Source organism: Nocardioides flavus (ex Wang et al. 2016), assembly GCF_014653115.1.
GTDB classification, from domain to species: domain Bacteria; phylum Actinomycetota; class Actinomycetes; order Propionibacteriales; family Nocardioidaceae; genus Nocardioides; species Nocardioides flavus.
Map to the genome: position 1 here is coordinate 69,914 of NZ_BNAD01000005.1, position 23,510 is coordinate 93,423.

15 protein-coding genes are annotated in these 23,510 nt (G+C 71.4%); 9 read left to right on the forward strand and 6 right to left on the reverse strand.

What is annotated here, in order from left to right; all coding sequences use genetic code 11:
• Positions 1-147 precede the first annotated feature (147 nt).
• The 4 genes from IE200_RS10800 to IE200_RS10815 all read right to left on the reverse strand — a co-directional run bounded on the left by IE200_RS10800 (position 148) and on the right by IE200_RS10815 (position 3,196).
• The gene (locus tag IE200_RS10800) at positions 148-1,101 is read right to left on the reverse strand and encodes an electron transfer flavoprotein subunit alpha/FixB family protein (protein WP_191279489.1); all 954 of its coding nucleotides are present in this window, start codon (positions 1,099-1,101) and stop codon (positions 148-150) included.
• 13 nt (positions 1,102-1,114) lie between these two features.
• Entirely contained in the window at positions 1,115-1,897 is a 783-nt protein-coding gene (locus IE200_RS10805; RefSeq protein ID WP_229856389.1) for an electron transfer flavoprotein subunit beta/FixA family protein, read from the reverse strand.
• A 159-nt stretch (positions 1,898-2,056) separates the two neighbouring features.
• Positions 2,057-2,359: a hypothetical protein gene (locus IE200_RS10810; RefSeq protein WP_191279491.1), complete on the reverse strand. Its 303-nt coding sequence runs from the start codon at positions 2,357-2,359 to the stop codon at positions 2,057-2,059.
• 60 nt (positions 2,360-2,419) lie between these two features.
• Positions 2,420-3,196, reverse strand: a complete 777-nt coding sequence (locus IE200_RS10815) for an enoyl-CoA hydratase/isomerase family protein (protein WP_191279492.1) — start codon at positions 3,194-3,196, stop codon at positions 2,420-2,422.
• A gap of 96 nt (positions 3,197-3,292) precedes the next feature.
• On the opposite strand from IE200_RS10815, the gene glgX reads away from it, so the two are divergent.
• Both glgX and IE200_RS10825 read left to right on the forward strand, forming a co-directional pair.
• Positions 3,293-5,464 carry a glycogen debranching protein GlgX gene (glgX, locus tag IE200_RS10820; protein ID WP_229856390.1) on the forward strand — a complete coding sequence of 724 codons (2,172 nt, stop codon included), beginning with the start codon at positions 3,293-3,295 and terminating at the stop codon, positions 5,462-5,464.
• Positions 5,465-5,484: 20 nt separating this feature from the next.
• Positions 5,485-5,850 (forward strand): hypothetical protein, encoded by a 366-nt coding sequence (locus IE200_RS10825; protein WP_191279494.1) that lies wholly within the window; start codon positions 5,485-5,487, stop codon positions 5,848-5,850.
• A 108-nt stretch (positions 5,851-5,958) separates the two neighbouring features.
• Here the strand turns inward: IE200_RS10825 and glgP are convergent, their stop codons facing one another.
• Positions 5,959-8,541 (reverse strand): alpha-glucan family phosphorylase, encoded by a 2,583-nt coding sequence (glgP, locus tag IE200_RS10830; protein WP_191279495.1) that lies wholly within the window; start codon positions 8,539-8,541, stop codon positions 5,959-5,961.
• A 93-nt stretch (positions 8,542-8,634) separates the two neighbouring features.
• Between glgP and IE200_RS10835 the strand changes: the two genes are divergently transcribed.
• From IE200_RS10835 to glgB, 5 genes are all read left to right on the forward strand, one after another.
• Positions 8,635-12,450 (forward strand): M36 family metallopeptidase, encoded by a 3,816-nt coding sequence (locus tag IE200_RS10835; protein WP_191279496.1) that lies wholly within the window; start codon positions 8,635-8,637, stop codon positions 12,448-12,450.
• Positions 12,451-12,543: 93 nt separating this feature from the next.
• Positions 12,544-14,502, forward strand: a complete 1,959-nt coding sequence (locus IE200_RS10840) for an alpha-1,4-glucan--maltose-1-phosphate maltosyltransferase (RefSeq protein WP_229856392.1) — start codon at positions 12,544-12,546, stop codon at positions 14,500-14,502.
• Positions 14,503-14,528: 26 nt separating this feature from the next.
• Entirely contained in the window at positions 14,529-16,280 is a 1,752-nt protein-coding gene (treS, locus tag IE200_RS10845) for a maltose alpha-D-glucosyltransferase (protein WP_191279675.1), read from the forward strand.
• The gene (locus IE200_RS10850; protein WP_191279498.1) at positions 16,277-17,677 is read left to right on the forward strand and encodes a maltokinase N-terminal cap-like domain-containing protein; all 1,401 of its coding nucleotides are present in this window, start codon (positions 16,277-16,279) and stop codon (positions 17,675-17,677) included. The genes treS and IE200_RS10850 overlap by 4 nt, the downstream gene beginning before the upstream one ends.
• Complete coding sequence (gene glgB, locus IE200_RS10855; protein ID WP_229856393.1) at positions 17,674-19,554, forward strand: 1,4-alpha-glucan branching protein GlgB; 1,881 nt, start codon at positions 17,674-17,676, stop codon at positions 19,552-19,554. Before IE200_RS10850 ends, glgB begins: the two co-directional genes overlap by 4 nt.
• A gap of 1 nt (position 19,555) precedes the next feature.
• On the opposite strand, the gene IE200_RS10860 is transcribed toward glgB, so the two are convergent.
• Positions 19,556-20,428: a hypothetical protein gene (locus IE200_RS10860; RefSeq protein ID WP_191279500.1), complete on the reverse strand. Its 873-nt coding sequence runs from the start codon at positions 20,426-20,428 to the stop codon at positions 19,556-19,558.
• 171 nt (positions 20,429-20,599) lie between these two features.
• Between IE200_RS10860 and IE200_RS10865 the strand changes: the two genes are divergently transcribed.
• A complete protein-coding gene (locus tag IE200_RS10865) occupies positions 20,600-22,447 on the forward strand; it encodes a multicopper oxidase domain-containing protein (protein WP_191279501.1) in 1,848 nt (615 codons plus the stop codon).
• A gap of 33 nt (positions 22,448-22,480) precedes the next feature.
• Positions 22,481-23,503 carry an NUDIX hydrolase gene (locus tag IE200_RS10870; protein WP_191279502.1) on the forward strand — a complete coding sequence of 341 codons (1,023 nt, stop codon included), beginning with the start codon at positions 22,481-22,483 and terminating at the stop codon, positions 23,501-23,503.
• Positions 23,504-23,510: the final 7 nt, after the last annotated feature.

The following is a 23,510-nucleotide window of genomic DNA, read 5'->3' on the forward strand; positions in this document are numbered from 1 at the left end:
GTAGGCGCGCGGCACCACGTCCGTACGGGATGTCTCAGCGCCGACCGGGCATCTCCTCGCGCTCAGACACAGCGACCGGGCGCTTCCTCGCGTTCATTCCGCGAGGAAGCGCCCGGTCGAGGGGGTGAAGCGCGAGGAGGCGCCCGGTCAGCCCTTGCGCTCGGTGATCTTCTCCGTGGCAGCGGGCAGGACCGTGTGCAGGTCACCCACGACACCGAAGTCGACGAGCTCGAAGATCGGGGCCTCGGGGTCCTTGTTGACCGCGACGATGGTCTTCGAGGTCTGCATGCCGGCACGGTGCTGGATCGCACCCGAGATGCCGTTGGCGACGTAGAGCTGCGGCGAGACCGTCTTGCCGGTCTGGCCGACCTGGAACGCGTGCGGCATCCAGCCCGAGTCGACCGCGGCGCGCGAGGCGCCCACGGCGGCACCGAGGCTGTCGGCGAAGCCCTCGACCGGCTCGAAGTTGCCGCCGGTGCCTCGGCCGCCGGAGACCACGATCGCGGCCTCGGTCAGCTCCGGGCGACCGGTGGACTGGCGCGGCTGGGTGGCCACGATCTGCGCGGTCTTCGCGGCGTCGGACACGGTCGCGGCGAACGCCTCGACCGCACCGGCACCCTCGGCCTCCTCGGGGGCGGCCGAGTTGGGCTTGACCGTGATGATCGGCGTGCCGGTGGTGACCTTGGCCTGCACGGTGTAGTTGCCGGCGAACACGCTCTGCGTGGTGGTGCCGGACTCGTCCACGTCGACCGCGTCGGTGATCAGGCCCGAGCCCAGCTTGATCGCCAGGCGACCGGCGACCTCCTTGTTCTCGAACGTCGAGGGCAGCAGCACCGCAGCCGGGCTGGTCTTCTCGGCCAGCTGCTGGAGCGCCTCGGCCTTCGGGGCGACGAGGTAGCCCTTGATCTGCGCGTCGTCGACGACGTAGACCTTCGCGGCGCCGTACTTCTTCACCTTCTCAGCGACCGCGTCGCCCTGCTCGGGCGAACCGAAGAACACCGCGGACGGCTCACCGAGCCGGCGGGCGATCGTGAGCAGCTCGTAGGTCGGCTTCTTGACCTCGCCCTCGGCGTGGTCGATGACAACAAGAACCTCAGACATGTCTGGCTGCTCCTCAGATGAACTTCTTGGACGCGAGGAAGTCGACCAGCGCACCAGCGCCCGAGCCGTCCTCGTCGGTGACGACCTCGCCGGCCGTACGGGGCGGGCGCTCGGTGGTGTCCTCGACCTGGGTGTAGGCCACGGACAGGCCGACCTGGTCGGCGTCGAGGCCGAGGTCGGTCAGGGACCACGTCTCCAGCGGCTTCTTCTTCGCCGCCATGATGCCCTTGAACGAGGGGTAGCGCGCCTCGCCGGACTGGTCGGTCACGCTCAGCACGATCGGCAGGGTCGCGCCGACGACCTCGGTCGAGCCCTCGTTGTCGCGCTTGATGCGGACCTGGTCGCCCTGCGACTCCACGACGGAGGCGAGCGTGACCTGGGGCATCCCGAGGCGCTCGGCGAGCATCGCGGGGACCACGGAGCCGGACGCGTCGGTCGAGGCCATGCCGCACACGACGAGGTCGGCGCCGGTGTCGGCCTTGATCTTCTCGATCGCCTTGGCCAGCACCAGCGAGGTACCGAGGTAGTCGGAGCCCGCGATCGCGTCGTCGACGACGTGGACGCCCGAGTCGGCACCCATCTGCAGCGCCTTGCGCACCGCGTCGACGGCCTTCTCCGGGCCGATGGTCAGTGCGGTGACGGTGATCTCCTCACCCTCACGCTTCTCGCGGAACTGCAGGGCCTGCTCCACGGCGTACTCGTCGAGCTCGGACAGCAGGCCGTCGACGCCGACGCGGTCGACGGTGAAGTCGTCCTCGAACTTGCGGTCGGCCGTGGCGTCGGGCACGTACTTCACACAGACAACAATGTTCATGGTGGTGTGGCCTCGCGGCCCCTCCTGTGAAATCGGGGTGTTCTCGTGAGGTTACTAGCCGGTCAGCGCGGACCGGAATGGCGATCCGGGTGTGGTCGCTCACAGTGACGCTGTCACCGTCGCGGCCCGCCGGGGCCGGAGTCAGGGCTTGACGATGCGGTCCAGGACCCGGCCCACGACGAGCCAGGCAATCGCGCCCAGGCCCCAGTTGAACAACGCGTTCTTGACCTCGGCGCCCTCTCCACGGAACTGCTTGATGCCGTCCTGTCGGGAGAAGACCCCCAGGTCGGCCCAGGAGGCCGCGCGGAGGACCGCGTCGACGAGCTCGTTGGACTTGTTGGCGTCCAACGCGATCAGCAGCGCCCCCACCGCCAGCAGCAGTGCCGCCAGCGCGCAGGCCAGCCAGATCAGCTGGGCGAGCGTTGCCCGGATCTTCGTTGCCACAGTCGTCTTCTCCCTCGTTCGTTCGTCGTGCTCGTCGTGGTCCGTGAGGTCGCGGCCGGGTCAGCGACCGACGAACGTCGCCTTGCCCGGCCCGTTCTCAACGAACGAGGTCATCCCGCGGGTACGGTCCTCGGTGGCGAAGATCGCGGCGAACTGCTGCCGCTCGATCTCCAGGCCGGTGTCGAGGTCGGTCTCGCTCCCCCGGTCGATGCACTCCTTGGCGGCGCGGATCGCCAGCGCCGCGGCGCCGCTGAACTGCGCGGCGTAGGCGACCGACTCCTCCAGCACCTCGCCCGCCGGGACGAGCCGGTCGACCAGGCCGATCCGCAGTGCCTCCTCGGCCTTGACGAAGCGGCCGGTGAAGATGATGTCCTTCGCCTTCGCCGCGCCGACGAGGCGGGTGAGGCGCTGGGTGCCGCCGGCGCCCGGGATGATCCCGAGCAGCACCTCGGGCTGGCCGAGGACGGCGTCCTCGGCGGCGAAGCGGAAGTCCGCCGCGAGCGCGAGCTCGCAGCCGCCGCCCAGGGCGTACCCGTTGACCGCGGCGACGACCGGCTTGGGGATCCGGGCGATGGCGGTGGTCGCCGAGGTGGCGGACGCGGCGACCTTCACCATGTCGGCGTAGGAGAGGTCGGCCATCTCCTTGACGTCGTTGCCGGCTGCGAAGACGCGCTCGCCGCCCCACACCACCACGGCGCGTACGTCGTCGCGCTCGGTGAGCTCGGCGGCGGCCTCGCGGAGGTCGGCCTGGACCTGCACGCTGATCGCGTTCATCTTCGGGCGGTCCAGCCGCAGGACCGCGACCCCGTCGGTCACGTCGATCGAGACGAACTCCATGGTGGCTCCTCATCGTGGTGCGGTCGTGGCGAGCGCAGTGTGGCGCATCGTGGGCGCATTGTGCCGTGCGTGGACGATGCCACCACAATGGCTCGTGTGACACCGCCCCCCGACACCACGACGGTCTGGAACCACGACGGCGAGACGATGTCGGTCTGGCCGGGTCGCAACTACCCGCTCGGAGCGACGTGGTCGTCGGAGTCGACCAACTTCGCCGTGTACGCACCGGCCGCCACCGCGATGTGGGTGTGCCTCTTCGACGACGACGGGACCGAGGTGCGCCACCGCCTGACCGAGCACTCGCTCGGCGTGTGGCACGGAGCGCTGCCGGGAGTCGCCCCCGGCACCCGCTACGGCTACCGCGCCGACGGGCCGTGGGACCCGGAGGCCGGCCTGCGGTTCAACCCGGCGAAGCTGCTGCTCGACCCCTACGGCAAGGCGGTGTCGGGCGACCTCGTCGTGGACGACGCGATCTACGGCTACACCAAGGACGACCCCGGGACGATCAGCGACCTCGACTCCGCGCCGTACGTGCCGCGCAGCGTCGTGGTCTACGACGACTTCCAGTGGGGACCCGACACCCCGCCGCGCCGCCGATGGCGCGACACCGTGATCTACGAGATGCACGTCAAGGGCATGACGATGCTGCACGACCGGGTGCCGGAGGAGCTGCGCGGCACGTACGCCGGGCTCGCGACGCCCGCGGTGACCGACTACCTGCGCGACCTCGGCGTGACGGCGGTCGAGCTGCTGCCAGTGCACCAGTTCTTCTCCGAGCCGGCGCTCGCCGAGAAGGGCCTGGTCAACTACTGGGGCTACAACTCGCTGTGCTTCTTCGCCCCGCACAACGCCTACGCCGCGTCCGGCGACCGTGGCCAGCAGGTCACCGAGTTCAAGCAGATGGTCAAGGACTTCCACGCAGCCGGGCTGGAGGTCATCCTGGACGTGGTCTACAACCACACCGCCGAGGCCGGCCCCCGCGGGCCGACACTCAGCTTCCGCGGGCTCGACGACCGCGGCTACTACCAGCGGGTGGCCGCGCCGGAGTCGGCCGACGGTCCCGCTCCGGTGGACTACTGGGACGTCACGGGCTGCGGCAACACGGTCGACTCCACGCACACGCAGAGCCTGCGGATGATCCTCGACTCGCTGCGCTACTGGGTGAGCGAGATGCACGTCGACGGCTTCCGGTTCGACCTGATGAGCGCGATCACCCGGACCAACCAGGTCGTGGACATGGGCTCGCACCTGCTCACCGCGATCGGCCAGGACCCCGTCCTGCGCCACGTGAAGCTCATCGCGGAGCCGTGGGACGCCTCGATGGACGGCTACCGCGTGGGCCAGTTCCCGCCGCCGTGGATCGAGTGGAACGACCAGTTCCGCGACACCGTCCGCGACTTCTGGCGCGGCCAGTCCGGCGGCGTGCGCACCGTGGCCACGCGCCTGGCCGGCTCCAGCGACCTGTACGCCGACGACGGCCGCTCCCCCTACGCATCGGTCAACTTCATCACCGCCCACGACGGCTTCACCGTGCGCGACCTCGTGTCGTACAACGAGAAGCACAACGACGCCAACGGCGAGGACAACCGCGACGGCACCGACAACAACCGCTCGTGGAACTGCGGCGTCGAGGGCGAGACCGACGACCCGCAGGTGCTCGCGCTGCGGCGCCGCCAGGCCGCCAACCTGATGGCCACGCTGTGCTTCTCCAGCGGGGTGCCGATGCTGACGGCGGGCGACGAGCGCGGGCGCACGCAGGGCGGCAACAACAACGCCTACGGCCAGGACAACGAGATCTCGTGGATCGACTGGCGACCCGACGACGCCTGGCTCGACGTCTACGAGATCACCAAGACGGCGCTGCGCCTGCGCCGCGAGCACCCGGTGCTGCGGCAGCGGCACTGGTTCGAGGGACGCCCGACCATCAAGGGCGGCATCAAGGACCTCGTGTGGGTGCACCCCAGCGGGCGCGAGATGACCGTCGACGACTGGAACGACGACGCGATCCGCACGATCGGCATGTTCCTCAACGGCGCACCGCTGCGCTCGCCCGGTCCGCGCGGCGAGCAGGTGCGCGACCGGTCCTTCATGATCTGGCTCAACTCCGGGGCACACGACGTCGAGCTGGTGCTCCCCGCCAACCAGTGGGTCCACCACGGCGAGGTCGTGCTCTCGACCAACACCGACATCGCGCCCGGAACGCCGGTCGTGGCCGGCGGCACGCTCGTGCTCCAGGCGCGATCGGTGCTCGTGCTCCGCGAGACCTGACCACCTGCGACAATCACCCCATGGCCGGAAGTGTTCCCGCGCGACGTACGGAGAAGGGCCGCAGCCACCTCCTCGACCTCGACGCGCCCCGTCGGATCGTCGCCGACCCCGAGAAGGACGCGCGCGACTTGGCGCGGGTGCAGCGCTGGGTGATGTCGACCCTCGCGGTGACGACGATCCTGCACCTGGTGGTCGGGCTGGTCGTCGCGGCCGTCATGCTCGACGGACCGACGTCGTCGCGCGTCGGCCTCAACGTGATCGCCGGTGTCTTCGGCGCGATCACCGTCGCCACCGGCCTCGGCATCCACGGCCGCCGCGTGGTGTCGCCGTGGCTGCTGCTCGGGGTGGTCCCGACCCTCGTCGGACTCTGGTTGACCTTCGGCTGACCGCCGTACGGACCGAACCTCGAGCTCGCCGGGCCGCCCACGCTCAGGCGCGGGCGGTCCGGGCGACTTGTGTCCGCGTGTCTTCGCAGTCCGGGACCGACCAACAGGTCAGGCGGGCTCGGCCACCAGGCCCAGCTCGGCGACCGAGGCGAGGGACTCGTTGCGCGGGACGACGCGCACGGTGTAGCCGAAGGGGCCGGAGTGGTCGAGCAGGACGGCTGCGTCGAAGCGGTGGCGGTTGCCGTCGTAGGACTCCCCCACCAGCATCGGCGTGAGCGTCGTGGCGGTCAGCTCGTCGTCGGAGCCGATCCTGCCGTGCACGACCTGCACCTCGACGTCGTCCGCCGAGAGCGAGCCCAGCGCGACCCAGGCGCGGACGGCGAGCGTCGCGCCGACCTCGGCCTGGTCACCGACGCCCTCGGAGTCGATGTGCTCGACGCGCACGCCGTGCCACGCCTCGCGCACGGTCTGCTTCCAGCCCGAGAGGGTGCGGGCGCCGGCGTAGTCGGAGTTGAGCGTGCGGGCGGTGTGGGCCGCGGGGGCGTACAGCTCGCGCACGTAGTCGCGCACCTGCCGGGTCGCGAGGACCTTGGGCCCGAGCGACTTCAGCGTGTGGCGCACCATCTCCAGCCAGCGCGGCGGGACGCCCTCGTCGTTCGTCTCGTAGAAGCGCGGCACGACCTCGCCCTCGAGCAGGTCGTAGAGCGCGTTGGCCTCGAGGTCGTCACGACGGTCGGGGTCGTCGATCCCGTCGGCCGACGGGATCGCCCAGCCGTTGTCGCCGTCGTACCACTCGTCCCACCAGCCGTCGAGGATCGACAGGTTGAGGCCGCCGTTGAGCGCGGCCTTCATGCCGGAGGTGCCGCAGGCCTCGTAGGGGCGCAGCGGGTTGTTGAGCCAGACGTCGCAGCCGGGGTAGAGCGGCTGCGCCATCGCGATGTCGTAGTTGGGCAGGAACGCGATGCGGTGGCGGATCTCCGGGTCGTCGGCGAAGCGCACCATCTCCTGGATGAGCCGCTTGCCGGTCTCGTCGGCCGGGTGCGCCTTGCCCGCGATCACGAGCTGGACGGGGCGCTCGGGGTCGAGGAGCAGCTTCTTGAGGCGGGCGGGGTCGCGCAGCATCAGCGTGAGCCGCTTGTACGTCGGCACGCGCCGCGCGAAGCCGATGGTCAGCACGTCGGGGTCGAGCGCGGTGTCGATCCAGGTGGTCTCGGCGGCGGCGAAGCCCCGCTTGGCCGCCGAGCGACGCATCCGGTCGCGGGCGTCCTCGACGAAGCGGGTGCGCAGCGTGCGCTTGAGGTCCCAGATCTCGCGGTCGCCGATCTGGTCGACCATCGGCCACAGCGCGTCGGTGTCGTCGCCGTCGACGTCGGCGCCGCGGCTCGCGGCGAGCTCGATGACCTCGCGGGCGATCCAGGTCGGGCCGTGGACGCCGTTGGTGATCGAGGTGATCGGCACCTCGGCCTCGTCGAAGGCGGGCCAGAGGCCGTTGAACATCCCCCGCGAGACGTGGCCGTGCAGCTGGGAGACGCCGTTGGCGCGCTGGGCCAGGCGGAAGCCCATGACCGCCATGTTGAACACGCCGGCGTCACCGCCGTCGTAGTCCTCGGCACCGAGCGCGAGGACCCGGTCGACCGGGACGCCCGGGGTGGGGCTGTTGCCGCCGAAGTACTGCGAGACCAGCTCGCGCGGGAAGCGGTCGATGCCGGCGGGCACGGGCGTGTGGGTGGTGAAGACGGTGCCGGCGCGCGAGACCTCGAGCGCGGTGTCGAAGTCGAGGTGCGGGCCGTCGTCGGCGACGGTGAGCTCGCGGATCCGCTCGATGCCGAGGAAGCCGGCGTGGCCCTCGTTGGTGTGGAACACCTCCGGCGCAGGGGCACCGGTGATGCGCGACCACACCCGCAGCGCGCGCACGCCGCCGACGCCGAGGAGCAGCTCCTGGCGCAGCCGGTGCTCGGAGTTGCCGCCGTAGAGGCGGTCGGTGACGTCGCGGTAGTGGGCGCTGTTCTCCTCGATGTCGGTGTCGAGCAGCAGCAGCGGCACGCGGCCGACGTGGGCCACGAGGATCCGGGCCACGAGGTCGGGGCCGTCGGGCAGCGCGATCGAGACGGTGGCGCGGCTGCCGTCGGCCTCGCGCAGCTGCGTCAGGGGCAGCTCGTCGGGGTCGAGGACGGGGTAGCTCTCCTGCTGCCAGCCGTCGCGGTCGAGGGCCTGCTTGAAGTAGCCGTGGCGGTAGAACAGCCCGACGCCCGTCAGCGGGATTCCGAGGTCGGAGGAGGCCTTGAGGTGGTCACCGGCGAGGATGCCGAGACCGCCGGAGTACTGGGGCAGCACCGAGCTGATGCCGTACTCCGGGGAGAAGTAGGCGATGGAGCGGGGCGCGTCCTCGCCGGCCTTCCGGGCGTACCAGCGGTCCTCGGTGAGGTAGCGCTCGAGGTCGGCGCGGGCCGCGTCGAGGCGGGACCGGAACTCGTGGTCCCCGGCCAGCTCCTCGAGGCGCTCACGGCCGACCGCACCCAGCAGGCGCACCGGGTCGCACTTGACCTGGCGCCACAGGCTCGGGTCGATCGAGGAGAACACGTCCTGGGTCGGCGGGTGCCACGACCAGCGGAGGTTGCCGGCCAGGACAGACAGCGCCGCCAGGGGCTCGGGGAGGACGGGACGGACGGTGAATCGTCGGAACGCTCGCACGATCCAGCACCGTAGGGCATTTCTTGGAACGATCCAAGCGTCAGCGCCACAACCCTGAGTAACCTCCGCGCCCCGTGCGCAGTTGTTCGCCACATGACGCACACCCGCCCGGCAGCCGGCCGCACCGCCCTCGCAGCGGCCCTGCTGCTCGCGATCCCCACCGCCGCCCTCGCCGCGACACCCGCCACCGCGGAGACCAGGACCGAGACGGCCGCGCCGGGCCCGACCCCGCCCGACGTGCGTACGCTCGGCGACCCCGTCGCCGGCCCTGCCGACGTCGACACCCGCGCCGCCGTCGCGCCGTCGGCCTCCCAGCGCGCGGCGGTCGACGCGCTCGGGCCGGTCACGCTCCGCTGGAACGACCTCGGCTCACCGGCGTCGGTCCTGCCCGCCGACGGCTCGCTCGGCGCCGCGCCCGGCGACCCCGCCGACGGCGCCCGGGCCTGGCTCGCCGAGCACGCCGCCCTGTTCGGGCTGGCACCCGACGAGGTCGCCGGTCTCGAGCTGGTGTCCTCGCAGGAGCTCGCCGGCAGCGACGCCCGCGCGGTGCTCTTCCGGCAGCGGTACGGCGACCTGGTCCCGGCCACCGGCGGCATGGTGACCGTCGGCGTCGCCGACGGCCGGGTGGCGTACGCCTCCTCGTCCCTGACCCGGGCCGACACCGCTCCCCCGGCCCCCGTGCTCACGCCGGTGCAGGGATGGCTGAAGGCCGCGGCCGACGTGGGCCGGGCAACGGACGCGGACGTGGTCGAGGTCGTGCAGCGGGCCGCCGAGGCGGGCGACTGGACGCGGTTGTCGGTGCCCGGGATCGCGCAGGAGCAGCAGGTGCGGCTGCGCGCCCTCGCCGTGGACGCCTCCACGGTGCGACCGGTGTTCGAGGCCAACGTCGTCGACGTCGCGGGCGGCGCCACCCTGGCCCACACCGTGCTCGTCGACGCGATCACCGGAGAGGTCCTGGTGCGCCGCAACCAGGTGGACAACCTGAACGACGCGCAGGTCTTCCAGGGGGCGATCACCGCGACGGGGTGCGGCCCGCGGCACGCGTTCGAGCTCACCGACGACCTGACCCGGTCGATCAACGTCGCAGCACTGGCGCTACCGGCCGACGACGTGATCTTCAAGCTCTACGGCCCCGGCGGCGAGCTGCTGCTGTCGCAGGACCTGCTCACCAGCCCGGAGGTGGCGTCGTACTCCGCGGAGAGCATCCCCGCCGGCACCTACGCGATCGAGGTCTGCCCGTTCGACACCGCGTCGGTGGTGCTCGGCCAGTACGCCCTCACGGTGCTCGCCAGCGACCAGGCCGCCCCGTCCGCCGAGACGCTGCAGACCAACCCGCGCTGGCGCTACTTCCCCGCCAACCCGATGCTGGACGGCCCCGACGAGACGCCGGCCAACTCGGTCATCGGCTGCTGGAACCTCGAGGAGGGCTGCGACCTGGGGTTCCGCAACGTCGCGGCGCACGGGCCGTGGGACACCGTGGGCGGTGGCACCCTGCCGACCTCGACGACCCTCGGCAACAACGCCTCGACCCGCGAGGCGTGGGCCAGCCCGCTGACCCCCGGCGGCCTGTTCCAGGCGCCGGTCTCCCCCACCCGGGAGTACACCGCGGAGTTCACCGACGCATGGAACAACGACCGGTGCGACCCGACCGGGCTGGTGCCCGGCGGCAACGACATCGACGCCTCGGTGGGCAACCTGTTCGTCAGCCACAACCGGATGCACGACTACAGCTACTACCTCGGCTTCACCGAGGACAACTACAACATGCAGGTCGAGAACGGCGGCCGCGGCGGCGTCGGCGGTGACCCCGAGATCGGCAACGCCCAGGCCGGCGCGATCACCGGCGGCAGCCCGAGCTACCTCGGGCGCGACAACGCCAACCAGATCACCCTGCAGGACGGTACGCCCGGGATCACCAACCAGTACCTCTTCCAGCCGATCGCCGGCGCCTTCTACGCGCCGTGCACCGACGGCGGGCTCGACATGGGCATCGTCGGTCACGAGTACACCCACGCGATCTCCAACCGCATGGTCGGCGGACCCGACGACGGGCTCACCTCCGAGCACGGTGGCGCGATGGGCGAGTCGTGGAGCGACCTGGTCGCCGGCGAGTACCAGTTCAGCCACGGCTACAGCAACGGTGGGAACGTCTGGGCGATCGGCGCCTACGCCACCGGGAACCTCGAGACCGCGATCCGCGACTACGCGATCGACGACAACCCGCTGAACTTCTCCGACTACGGCTTCGACTCCACCGGGCCCGAGGTGCACGCCGACGGCGAGATCTGGAACGGCACGATGTGGGAGGTGCGCCAGGCGCTCGTCGAGGCGTACGACGCCCAGTACCCGTCGACCGACGAGGCGCTGCAGCTGAGGTGCGCGCAGGCGACGGCCCAGGAGACGCCCTACCCGGTCGAGCAGTGCCCGGGCAACCGCCGATGGGTGCAGCTGATGTTCGACTCCTTCCTGCTCCAGCAGGGCGCCACGTCGATGCTCGATGCCCGTGACGCGATGATCGCGGCCGACCAGATGCGCTTCGGCGGCGAGAACCGCGACGTGCTGTGGGCGGCGTTCGCCCGGCGCGGCATGGGCGGCGGCGCGTCGGTCACCAGCGCGGACGACGACCAGCCCGTGCCGAGCTTCGCCTCGCCCGTCGCCGACAACGCCGAGATCACCTTCGACACCGGCAGCCCCGCACGCATCTACGTCGGCGACTACGAGGCCCGCGTCACCCCGGTCGCCGACACCCTCGGCGACACCGACCTCGGCGCCACGGCCACGTTCGCACCCGGGACCTACCGGATGCTCGCCGTCTCGCCCGACCGCGGCGCGACCCGCTTCACCCTGACGGTGGACGGGACCGGGGCGCGGACCGTGCAGGTGGCCGACGACGTCAACCTGGCCGGCGCCGCCGCCGGCGCCACGGTGATCGGCGCCACCGACGGCTCCCGCAACGCCGAGCACCTCATCGACGGGACCGAGGCGACCAACTGGGGCGGCGTCACCGAGGGCAACGTCGACGAGACGAACCCGTCGGTGGCCGTCGACCTCGCCGGGAACGTGCAGACCGTCCGGCGGGTCCAGGTGAGCGCGATGCTCACCCCCGCCCCGGCCGACCCGAACGCCCTGCCGCTCGCCCAGGAGGACCCCGACTCCGGGTCCCGCTTCACCGCCCTGCGCCAGTTCGCGCTCGAGGCGTGCACCTCCGACTGCGCCTCGGCGGATGCGACGTGGAGCCGGTTCTACACCTCGCCCGGCGATGCGTTCCCGTCCGTGCTCCCGCGGCCGGTGGCGCCCGACCTGACGATGCGCTCGTTCGACGTCCCGGACACCGAGGCGGCCGCCGTACGGCTCGTCGCCCTGGAGAACCAGTGCACCGGCCAGGCGCTCTACGCCGGCGAGCAGGACGCCGACCCGCTCAACGACACCGACTGCAAGACCGCCTCCGACCGCGGCACGATCGTCCACGCCGCCGAGCTGCAGGTGTTCGGGGAGGCCGCCGAGGCCCCGGTACAGCCCGGCGGCGCCACCCCGCCGTCCACCACTCCGTCCGCTCCCCCGTCTGCTCCCCCCGCGGAGCCCGGGGCGACGGACCCCGACGCGCGCGTGTCACCGACCGTGTCGCTGCGCGTGCGCCGCGCGGTCCAGACGCGCCGCAACGCCGCCCCCCGGCTGCTGGTCGAGGTGGACTCGGCGGGTGCGGCTACCGAGGCCGGCCGCCTGGTCGTCCTCGTGGACGGGCGGAGGTGGCGCACGACCACGACGAGCACGGGGAGGCGCTCGCTGCTGCTCACGAAGCGGCTCGCGCCCGGCCGCCACACCGTACGTGTGCGCTTCCGGCCTGACGACACGACGACCCTCCGCCCGGCCCGCAGCAGGATGGTGAGGATCGTCGTGCGCAGGCGGTGAGCCCCCTCCGCTGGGTGAGACCGGGCGGTCCCCGGCTTGCGCCCCGACCCCGACCTTCGCAAGTGTGGGGTCATGGTTGGACGGATACCCGTGATGGATGTCTCTCCCGTGGTCGACCTGGGTCGCCAGTCGGCCAAGGCCACCGTCGGCGAGCCGATGCCGGTGCGCGCCTCGGTGTTCCGGGAGGGCCACGACCAGCTGGCCGCCGAGGTGGTGGCCACCGACCCGACTGGCCGCACGCGTGACCCGGTCCGGATGCGTCCCGACGGGGACGCGCCCAACCGCTACGTCGCCCACGTCACCCCGGACGTGCCCGGCGAGTGGACCTTCGAGATCCACTCCTGGTCCGACCCGGTCGCGACCTGGCAGCACGACGCCGGCATCAAGATCCCGGCCGGCGTCGACGTCGAGCTGATGTTCACCGAGGGGCGGCTGCTGCTCGAGCGCGTCGCGACGGGCACCGGCGCGGCCGCCCTCGACCCGTCCGCCGCCGCCCTCGTCAAGGGCGCCATCGCGGCGGCGAGCGACGAGACACGACCGACCGGCGCGCGCCTCGCAGCCCTCCAGGACCCCGACCTCGGCGCGGTCCTGCTCGCGCACCCGCTGCGCGAGCTGCTCACGGTGACCGGCCCGTTCCGGTTCCGCGCCGACCGCACGCGCGCCCTCTTCGGCAGCTGGTACGAGTTCTTCCCGCGGTCCGAGGGCGCGACGCGCGACGAGAAGACCGGCAAGATCACCAGCGGGACGTTCCGCACCGCGGCGAAGCGGCTCGACCGGGTCGCCGAGATGGGCTTCGACGTCCTCTACCTGCCGCCGATCCACCCGATCGGCGAGGTCAACCGCAAGGGCCCCAACAACACCCTCACCCCAGGCCCGGACGACACCGGCTCGCCGTGGGCCATCGGCAGCAAGGACGGCGGCCACGACGCCATCCACCCCGACCTCGGCACGTTCGAGGACTTCGACGCCTTCGTCGCGCGCGCCACCGAGCTCGGCATCGAGGTCGCGCTCGACCTGGCCCTGCAGGCGGCACCGGACCACCCGTGGGTGACCACCCACCCGCAGTTCTTCACCACGCGCGCCGACGGCACGATCGCGTACGCGGAGAACCCGCCGAAGAAGTACCAGGACATCTACCCGATGAACTTCGACAACGACCCCGCGGGCATCTGCCGCGAGGTCCTGCGGATCGTCAAGCTGTGGATGTCGCACGGCGTGCGGATCTTCCGCGTCGACAACCCGCACACCAAGCCACTGGCCTTCTGGGAGTGGCTGCTCGCGGAGGTGCGGCGCACCGACCCCGACGTGATCTTCCTGTCCGAGGCGTTCACCAAGCCCGCGATGATGCACGGCCTCGGCGCCGTCGGCTACCACCAGAGCTACACCTACTTCACCTGGCGCACGGGCAAGCGCGAGATCGAGGACTACCTCCTCGAGGTGTCCAGCGAGTCCGACCACCTGATGCGCCCGAACTTCTTCGTCAACACCCCCGACATCCTCCACGCCTACCTGCAGTACGGCGGGCCGGCGGCGTTCAAGGTGCGCGCCGCGCTCGCGGCCACCGGGTCGCCGAGCTGGGGCGTGTACGCCGGCTACGAGCTGTTCGAGCACGTCGCGGTCAAGCCCGGCTCGGAGGAGTACCTCGACTCGGAGAAGTACCAGATCCGCATCCGCGACTGGGCCCGGCACGACGCGGAGGGCACCACGCTCGCCCCGTACCTCACCCGGCTCAACGAGATCCGGCGGCAGCACCCGGCCCTGCAGCTGCTGCGCAACATCACCATCCACCACAGCGACGACGACCAGGTGCTGGTGTTCAGCAAGCGGCACGAGGACGACGTCGTCATCAGCGTCATCAACCTCGACCCGCACGGCACGCGGGAGACGATGGTCCACCTCGACATGCCGGCGCTCGGCCTCGACTGGCACGACTCGTTCGTCGCCCACGACGAGATCACCGGCGCCGACTGGAGCTGGAGCGCCCACAACTACGTGCGCCTCGACCCCGGCTGGGAGCCCGCCCACGTCATCACCGTCAGGAGGACCCGTTGAGCGACCACCACCCCACGTCAGCCGACATGCCGAGGGACGCGGGTGCGGCCACGGCGGTGCTCAACGCGGAGCCTGAGTGGTTCAAGACGGCGGTCTTCTACGAGGTGCTGGTGCGGTCGTTCCGCGACTCCAACGGCGACGGCACCGGCGACTTCCAGGGCCTGATCGAGAAGCTCGACTACCTCGAGTGGCTCGGGGTCGACTGCCTGTGGGTGCCGCCGTTCTTCACCTCGCCCCTGCGTGACGGCGGCTACGACGTCGCCGACTACAACAACATCCTCCCCGAGTGCGGCACGGTGGAGGACTTCCACGAGTTCATCGACGCCTGCCACCAGCGCGGCATCCGGGTCATCATCGACTTCGTCATGAACCACACGAGTGACGCCCACCCGTGGTTCCAGGCCAGCCGCAGCGACCCCGACGGCCCCTACGGCGACTTCTACGTCTGGTCCGACACCGACGAGCTCTACGAGGACGCGCGGGTGATCTTCGTCGACACCGAGCCGTCGAACTGGACGTGGGACCCGGTCCGCCAACAGTACTTCTGGCACCGGTTCTTCCACCACCAGCCCGACCTCAACTTCGACAACCCCAAGGTCCACGACGCGATGCTGGACGCGATGGCGTTCTGGCTCGACATGGGTCTCGACGGCTTCCGCCTCGACGCGGTGCCCTACCTCTACGAGCGTCCGGGCACCAACGGGGAGAACCTCCCCGAGACCCACGACTTCCTCAAGAAGTGCCGCCGGTTCGTCGACGAGCACTACCCCGGCCGGGTGCTGCTGTGCGAGGCCAACCAGTGGCCGGCCGACGTCGTGGAGTACTTCGGTCCCGAGCAGACCGAGGACGGCCGCTGGGTCGGCACCGAGTGCCACATGGCCTTCCACTTCCCGGTGATGCCGCGCATCTTCATGGCGGTTCGCCGCGAGTCGCGCTTCCCGATCTCGGAGATCCTCGAGCAGACCCCCTCGATCCCCGAGGGCTGCCAGTGGGGCATCTTCCTGCGCAACCACGACGAGCTCACGCTCGAGATGGTCACCGACGAGGACCGCGACTACATGTGGTCGGAGTACGCCCACGACCCGCGGATGAAGGCCAACATCGGCATCCGCCGCCGCCTCGCGCCGCTGCTCGACAACGACGTCAACCGGATGGAGCTCTTCACCGCGCTCCTGCTGTCCCTGCCCGGCTCCCCGGTCCTCTACTACGGCGATGAGATCGGGATGGGCGACAACATCTGGCTCGGTGACCGCGACGGCGTGCGCACGCCGATGCAGTGGACGCCCGACCGCAACGCGGGCTTCTCCTCGGCCACGCCGGGCAAGCTCCACCTGCCCGCCATCCAGGACCCGGTCTACGGCTACCAGTCGGTCAACGTGGAGGCGCAGCTGGAGAACACCTCCTCGCTGCTGCACTGGACCCGACGCCTCGTGCACGCCCGGCGTCGCCACCCCGCCTTCGGCCTCGGCGACTTCGTCGACCTCGGTGGCTCGAACCCGAGCGTGCTGTCCTACATCCGCGAGCACTCCTCCGAGGAGGGCCGCGACGTGATCCTGTGCGTCAACAACCTGTCCCGGTTCCCGCAGCCGGTCGAGCTCGACCTGCGCCACTGGGAGGGCATGGTGCCGGTGGAGCTGCTCGGCGGGGTGCCGTTCCCGGCCATCGGCGAGCTGCCCTACCTGCTGACGCTGGGCGGCTACGGCTTCCTGTGGCTGCGACTGACGGATCCGAACGCCACAGGGACCGGGATGGGGACGGGCATGGGGGTGGAGCAGTGAACGAGGAGCTCAGGAGCTGGATCGCGGAGGCCCGCTGGTTCGGCGGCAAGGGCCGTGACTGGGAACTGACGGCCGTACGTCGGGTGGGCGAGCTGCCCGGCGCACCGGAGGGCCTGCGCGTCTCGATCGAGCTGGCCGAGGTGACCTACGCCGGCGACGCGGGCGACACCGAGCTCTACCAGCTGCCGCTGGCCTGGTACGACCACCCGCAGGACCGGATCGGCCACGCGCTGGTCGGTGAGTGGCACGACGACGACTTCGGGCAGTCCTTCGTCTACGACGCGGTGCACGACCGCGAGTCGATGGCGCTGTGGCTGCAAGCGTTCGCCGCTCCCCCGACCAGCACCGCCCGCGGGCTGCTCGACTTCCACAGCCTCGCCGGGCACGAGCTCGACCTCGGGTCGCACTCGACGCTGTTCTCCGGCGAGCAGTCGAACTCCTCGGTCGCCTTCGGCGAGGACGCGCTGATGAAGGTCTTCCGCAAGGTCACCCCCGGCGTCAACCCGGACATCGCGATCCACCAGGTGCTGACCGAGGCGGGCTCGACGCACGTCGCCGCGCTCTACGGCTGGCTCGACCTGGTCGACGACGAGACCAACACGACCATCCAGCTGGCGATGCTCCAGCAGTTCCTCCGCACCGCCAGCGACGGCTGGGACCTCGCCCTGGCCAGCGTGCGGAACCTGTTCGCCGAGGCCGACCTCCACGCCGACGAGGTGGGCGGCGACTTCGCCGGCGAGGCCTCCCGGCTCGGTGTCGCGCTCGCCGAGGTGCACGCCGACCTCGCCGCCCACTTCCCGGTGGAGCAGCGCGACGCGGCCGTGGTCGACGACCTCGCCTCCGCGATGGAGGGCCGGCTGTCCGCCGCGATCGACATGGTGCCCGACCTGGCCGCGCACGGGGCCTCGCTCCGCGCGACGTACGACCGGCTGCGCGGGCTGGACCACATCGACGTGCAGCAGGTCCACGGCGACCTGCACCTCGGCCAGACGCTGCGCACCTCCAAGGGCTGGAAGATCGTCGACTTCGAGGGCGAGCCCGCCAAGCCCCTCGCCGAGCGACTGAAGCCGGACTCGGTGTGGCGCGACGTGGCCGGGATGATCCGGTCCTTCGACTACGCACCGCGCGTCGTCGCCCTGACCGGCGCCGGCGGCTTCGACGCCGACGCCGAGGCCGAGCAACGCTCCTACCGGGCCGGGGAGTGGTCGGCGCGCAACCGCACCGCCTTCCTCGACGCCTACACCACGCAGCGCGGGGAGGACCTGGGTCCGGCGGCCACCACGCTGCTCGACGCCTACCTCGCGGACAAGGTCGTCTACGAGGCGGTCTACGAAGCACGCAACCGGCCGGGATGGCTCTCCATCCCGCTCGCAGCGTTGGGAGGGACGACCACATGACCGACACGACACACGCCCCCGGTGAGCTCGACCTGCACCTGATCAACGAGGGCCGCCACGAGGAGCTCTGGACGGTCCTCGGCGCCCAGGTCGGGGACGACGGCACGTCGTTCCGCGTCTGGGCGCCCAACGCGCTGGAGGTCCAGGTCGCCGGCGAGTGGGCGGGCTGGGACGGTGCCGCGCACCCGATGACCCGACTGGCGGACTCCGGCGTCTGGCACGTGCACGTCGAGGGAGTCGGCGTCGGCGACCAGTACAAGTACCGCCTGCGCGGCGCCGACGGCCAGTGGGGCGACCGGGCCGACCCGCTCGCCCAGTACGCCGAGAAGCCGCCGAGCTCGGCCTCCCGTGTCTGGCGCTCCGAGCACCAGTGGGGCGACGACGAGTGGCTCGAGGCCCGCAGCACCAGGCAGCCGGTCGACGAGGCGATGTCGATCTACGAGGTGCACCTCGCGTCGTGGCGCAAGCACTACTCCGGCGAGCTCTACACCTGGGACCAGATCGCCGACGCGCTGGTGCCGTACGTCTCCGACCTCGGCTTCACGCACGTCGAGCTGATGCCGGTCATGCAGCACCCGTTCGGCGGATCGTGGGGCTACCACGTGACGTCCTACTTCGCCCCGGACGCGCGCTTCGGCGACCCTGACGGGCTCAAGCGCCTCATCGACCGGCTGCACCAGGCCGGCGTCGGCGTGATCCTCGACTGGGTGCCGGGCCACTTCGCCACCGACGAGTGGGCGCTGGCCCGCTTCGACGGCACCCCGCTGTACGAGGACCCCAACCCGCAACGCGGCTGGCACAAGGAGTGGGGCTCCCACATCTTCAACTTCGGCCGCCACGAGGTGCGCAACTTCCTCTACGCCAACGCGATCTACTGGCTCGAGGAGTACCACGCCGACGGCCTGCGGGTGGACGGCGTGGCCTCCATGCTCTACCTCGACTACGCCCGCGAGCACGGCGAGTGGTCGCCCAACGTGCACGGCGGCCGGGAGAACCTCGAGGCGGTGCAGTTCCTCCAGGAGATGAACGCCACCGTCTACAAGCGGGTCCCCGGCATCGTCACCATCGCCGAGGAGTCGACCGCCTGGCCGGGCGTGACCGGTCCCACCAGCGACGGCGGCCTGGGCTTCGGCTTCAAGTGGAACATGGGGTGGATGCACGACTCGCTCAACTACGTCTCCAAGGACCCGCTCTACCGCAGCCACCACCACGGGCAGATGACGTTCTCGCTGGTCTACGCCTACGCCGAGAACTACGTCCTCCCGATCAGCCACGACGAGGTCGTCCACGGCAAGGGCTCGCTGCTGCGCAAGATGCCGGGCGACCGCTGGCAGCAGCTGGCCAACCTGCGCGCCTACCTCGCCTACATGTGGGCGCACCCCGGCAAGCAGCTGCTGTTCATGGGCTGCGAGTTCGGCCAGGAGTCGGAGTGGGCGGAGAGCCGCGAGCTCGACTGGTGGCTCCTCGAGCACCCCGAGCACGCCGGTGTCCACGCGATGGTGCGCGACATGAACGCCACCTACACCGCCACCGGTGCGCTCTGGGGACGCGACAACGACCCCGAGGGCTTCCAGTGGATCGACGCCAACGACGCGGGCCGCAACACCTTCGCGTTCGTCCGCCGCTCCCCCGGCCACCCCGATCTGGTCTGCGTGGCCAACTTCGCCGGCAACCCCCACGAGGGCTACCGCGTCGGGCTGCCGAGCGCCGGCACGTGGACGGAGGTCCTCAACACCGACGCGGAGGTCTACCACGGCTCCGGGGTGGGCAACCTCGGCTCGATCACCGCCGTCGAGGGCGAGCACCACGGCCACCCGGCGTACGCCGACATCGTGGTGCCGCCACTCGCGACGGTGTGGTTCCGCAAGGACGCGTGAGTCAGGTCAGCCGGATGATCCTGATCATGCCCATGAAGGCGTGCGGCATGCCCTTCATGTCCGGGTCGGGGAAGAAGCACATCACGGCGTAGTGCCCCGGCGGCAGGTCGTAGTCCACCGTCATGCTGTGACCGGGGCTGAGCGTGCCGGTCAGGAGCGTGGCCTCCAGGAACGGCGGAGGAGGTCCGCCCGGACCTGCCTGGAACGACTCGAGGACCTGGTCCGCGGTGGTCCCCTCCACGACCTGCTGCAGCTGCACGAAGTGGGGGACGCCGGCGCTGCGCCGGTTCTGGAAGCGGAAGCGACCCTCTGCCGGCAGTGTCGACGCGCCACCCCACGCCAGCCCGCTCTTGGCGATGATGCTTCCGTCCACCCGCGGGGCCCTGGACCGCCGCGGGGGTCCGCTGACGCGGAACGCCCGTCCGACGGCGGCGCCGCGCTCCCCGATGGTGAACGGGTAGTAGGCGCCGGCCCGGGGGAAGACGATGGTCGCCTCACCGGGCGACGTCCCCCCGATGATGGTGGTGTTGGCGATGGCGCGTCGTAGGGCCTTCACGTTGCACTTCTCGCCGCACTTGTTGACGTCCGCGACGAACCTGTCGGGACCGTAGCCCTCCTTGAACGTCACGAACTCGACGGTGGCGCGGCCCGTGACGGTGAGGTGGACGCGCCCGGCCCGGAGACCGTCCGTGCCCGTCACTCGGATGCCGCGCTTCGTGACCTTCGCGGTCAGGTGGGGGATCTCGGCCGACGCGCTGGCCGTGGCGGCGCCGGAGGCTCCGGCCGTGGTGGGAGCGAGGAGGGCGGGCGAGCTCGCCAGCGCGACGGCGCACACGGCCGCCACCACCCTGCGCATTCCTGGGGGCACGTGCATGAGGGGTTCCTTCCCTTCCGGAGGGTGCGGCGCCGCCCGTCGGCACCACCCTCCAGTAGGCGCACGGACCCGTCAGGTCGTCATCATCGATTCTCGTGACATGCCGTCGAGGTCCAGACCAGAGGGGTGGAGGGGGTGCCGGTCCTCCGGCACTGATGCACACTCGGGACGATGACGGGGATCCTGCGCGTCAGGCTCACGGCCTGGCTGATCGGCATCGTGACGTGCACGTGCGCGATCGTGGCACTCGTGGCCGGACCGGGGCCCGAGGGAACCACTGCCTCGGCCGAGCCGGTCCGCACCGCCACGATCGTGATCGAGCAGGGTGGCACCCGCACCGGCTTCGCAACCCCTGAGGTGACCGTCGGCGGCGGAGGCACCGTGACGGTCGTCAACCTCGACTCCGTGGACCACACCGTCACGTCGGTCGCGCGGGACGCCGACGGAGCGGCGCTCTTCGACGTACGCGTCGCGGCCGGCACCTCCGCGACCGTCCCGGGGGTCGAGGCGCTCGCCGCGGGCGACTGGGCGTTCTACTGCAAGTTCCACCCCGGCATGCGCGGCACCATCACCGTCGAGGGGGTGGTCGGCGGGGTCGCGCCCGTGGAGACGCGCTTCGAGCAGCCGCTGGTCGTGCCCGCCACCCGACGCGGAGCCGACATCCGGCTCGTCATGCGGCGCGCGAAGGTGCGCGCCCTCGCCGACGGCCCGCGCACCACGATGTGGACCTATGACGGCACCTACCCGGGCCCCACCATCAGGCGGCGCGGCGGTCGGGGCACCGAGGTGACGGTCGTCAACCGGCTGCCCCGCGGCGCAGGGGCGATGTCGACGCACCTGCACGGCGACCACCACGCCCCTGCCGACGACGGACAACCCACCACCCACCTCATCCGCCGCGGCGACGAGCGGACCTACCGCTACCCGCTGCTGGTCGACGGCCGGCCCGAGCCCGGTTCGTTCTTCTGGTACCACGACCACCGCATGGACCGCACGGCGCGCAACAACTGGCGCGGGCTGCAGGGGATGTTCATCGTCACCGACCCACCCACGCGCGGGCTCCGGCTCCCCACCGGCCGTCGCGACGTGCCGCTGATGGTGTCCGAGCGCTCCTTCACGCCGGGCAACCAGCTGACCGACCCTTTCGCCGACGGCCCCGACATGACCGGCCACCACGGCGAGATGTCGTGGACCGGGGAGCACGCACCCCCCGACGACGCCACGGTGGGCGACACGGTGCTGGTCAACGGTCGTCACGCGCCCTACCTCGAGGTCTCCGCCACCCGTCACCGCCTGCGCCTGCTCAACTCGTCACCGTTCTCGAGCTACAACTTCACGCTGTCCGACGGGCGGCCGTTCCTGCAGATCGGCACCGGCAGCGGCCTCCTGCCTCGCGCCGTCGTACGGTCGAGCGTGCTGCTCGGCCCGTCGCAACGGGCCGACGTGGTCGTCGACTTCAGCGGCGCGAGCGGCCAGCGGCTCGTGCTCGCCTCCGTCCCGGCCGCACCCGGCACGACGGGCGACGACGCGCGAGAGACCGCGGTGATGGAGTTCCGGGTGGGCGCGCCGGCACCGGATGCCTCCCGGCTGCCGTCCAGGCTGCCGTCGCCGAGGCTGGTGGCACCGGTCCCCGCCCAGGTGTCGAGGACGTGGACCTTCGGGCTCGAGGAGACCGCACGCCACGGCAGCGCCTGGACGATCGACGGCCGCGCCTTCGACCCTCGCCGGGTCGACCACCGGGTCCGGCTCGGCACTGTCGAGCGGTGGCGACTGCGCAACGACAGCGAGGTCACGCACTACGTCCACATCCACGCCCAGCAGTGGCGCACGCTGCTGCGCGACGGCGAGCGGCCCCCGCCCTGGGAGCGCGGTCTGGAGGACACCTGGCGCCTGGAGCCCGGCGAGGAGGTCGAGGTGGCCGCCCGCTTCACCGACTACACGGGGCCGTTCATGATCCACTGCCACATGCTCGACCACGAGGACCACGGGATGATGGCGCGTTTCGACGTCGTGCCCTGACCGGCCCTTCCCGGCGCTGGCTAGGGTGGCCGGGTGCCTGAGCAACAGCCCACGCTGACCGACGGGGTCGTCACGTTGCGGCCGTGGCGCGACGAGGACGTCGCCGAGGCGGTGGCGGGGCACGACGACGAGATGGCGCTGTGGTTCGGCTGGGACCCCGCCGACGTCACCGAGCGGACCCACCAGGACGCCGTCTCCCGGTGGCGAGAGCGCTTCCGGGCCGGGGAGCAGGCGTCCTTCGTCGTCGAGCACGACGGCGCGCTGGTGGGCAGCGTCGAGGTGACCCGTCAGGGCGGCGGCGGCGCGAGCCTCAGCTGGGCCCTCTACCGGGGCCACCGCGGGCGCGGCTTCGCCGCCCGTGCCGTGCGGGTGCTCGTCGACTGGGTGTTCGCCGACCCGGACCAGGGGGGCTGGGGACTGCAGCGGGTCGAGGCCCGGATCGACCCCCGCAACGACGCGAGCCGACGCGTGGCCACCCGCGCAGGCCTGCGGCTCGAGGGTGCCCAGCGCATCACCCCCGGCATGGGCGACCGTTCGGACGCCACGTCCTACCTCGTGTTCGCCAGGCTCGTCACCGACCCGCCGTTGAGCGACCCCGAGTCGTTCCGGGCGCTGCTCAACTCCTTCCTCCCGCGCAAGCGCGCCATCGCGCAGATGCTGGTGCGCGACCTCGAGGGCCGGGTGCTGCTGTGCCAGCTGACCTACAAGCGCGACTGGGACCTTCCCGGAGGCGTGGTCGAGGTGGGCGAGTCGCCGCAGGTGGCTGTCCGGCGCGAGGTCGAGGAGGAGCTCGGCCTGTCCGTGGAGCCGCGGGGCCTGCTGCTCACCGACTGGCTGCCGGCCTGGGGAGGCTGGGACGACGCCGTCTGCCTCGTCTTCGACGGCGGCACGCTGCCGCACACCGCGCTGGCGGACGTCGTCATGCAGGAGCGGGAGATCCGCGACGTGCGGTTCTGCACGCTCGAGGAGGTCGACGAGCTCGCGGCCGACTTCACCGCGCGCCGGGTGCGCGCCGCCGTCACGGGCGAGGGGACGTATACGGAGTCCGGTCGCTGAGGCAGGA

Bases quoted from the DNA above. Each gene is read 5' to 3' on its own strand.
- IE200_RS10825 (WP_191279494.1), top strand. From the start codon at position 5,485: ATGGCCGGAAGTGTTCCCGCGCGACGTACGGAGAAGGGCCGCAGCCAC.
- IE200_RS10815 (WP_191279492.1), bottom strand. From the start codon at position 3,196: ATGGAGTTCGTCTCGATCGACGTGACCGACGGGGTCGCGGTCCTGCGG.
- IE200_RS10840 (WP_229856392.1), top strand. From the start codon at position 12,544: ATGGATGTCTCTCCCGTGGTCGACCTGGGTCGCCAGTCGGCCAAGGCC.
- glgB (WP_229856393.1), top strand. From the start codon at position 17,674: ATGACCGACACGACACACGCCCCCGGTGAGCTCGACCTGCACCTGATC.
- IE200_RS10865 (WP_191279501.1), top strand. From the start codon at position 20,600: ATGACGGGGATCCTGCGCGTCAGGCTCACGGCCTGGCTGATCGGCATC.
- IE200_RS10860 (WP_191279500.1), bottom strand. From the start codon at position 20,428: ATGCACGTGCCCCCAGGAATGCGCAGGGTGGTGGCGGCCGTGTGCGCC.
- IE200_RS10835 (WP_191279496.1), top strand. From the start codon at position 8,635: ATGACGCACACCCGCCCGGCAGCCGGCCGCACCGCCCTCGCAGCGGCC.
- treS (WP_191279675.1), top strand. From the start codon at position 14,529: ATGCCGAGGGACGCGGGTGCGGCCACGGCGGTGCTCAACGCGGAGCCT.
- IE200_RS10800 (WP_191279489.1), bottom strand. From the start codon at position 1,101: ATGTCTGAGGTTCTTGTTGTCATCGACCACGCCGAGGGCGAGGTCAAG.